This window comes from Tritonibacter sp. SIMBA_163 (genome assembly GCF_046535935.1).
In the GTDB taxonomy this organism is placed as follows: domain Bacteria; phylum Pseudomonadota; class Alphaproteobacteria; order Rhodobacterales; family Rhodobacteraceae; genus Epibacterium; species Epibacterium scottomollicae.
The window spans coordinates 1-415 of record NZ_JAWJBP010000138.1 but is presented as its reverse complement, the minus strand read 5'-3'; the positions used below and the strand labels follow the sequence as shown (position 1 = coordinate 415).

Genomic DNA, 415 nt, shown 5'->3' with positions numbered 1-415 from the left:
ATCTCGAAAAAGCTGTCCGAGGCGGTGCCAGACAGCCGACCAGGGTGTGTCGAGTATGGCTCGCCGATAAATACGATCTTAAACTGCCGACCGCAACGGATAGCCTCAATGACGGCACGGGTAGCTTCCTCTCCGGCCGGTGGCCACCCCATGATCAAAACCTCAAAGTTAAAGCCCTGAACTGCCTGAATAGCGCTCATATCGATGACGTCGGCAACAAGCCCAGCATTGCTGCCGTCATGAGAGCTGAAACGGCTAGTGGAGGTCACATCAACGCCGTGATCTCGCAGCGCTTGAGTCAACCAACCTCGCCCTGCAAATACCTCAAGGCACTTCTTTCCGGTCAGCTCGCTAGCCAGCGCCTTGGTCCATGCCTTATCAACCAACGTCCACATGCCCGCTTCATATCGAAAAG

The 415-nt window shown here is 55.4% G+C and carries 1 protein-coding gene; it reads right to left on the bottom strand.

Features of this window, described 5'->3' with window-relative positions:
- A partial coding sequence (locus R0J92_RS21795; protein WP_411053176.1) for a hypothetical protein occupies window positions 1-395 on the bottom strand: 395 nt, incomplete at its 3' end.
- Between the last annotated feature and the right edge of the window lie 20 nt (window positions 396-415).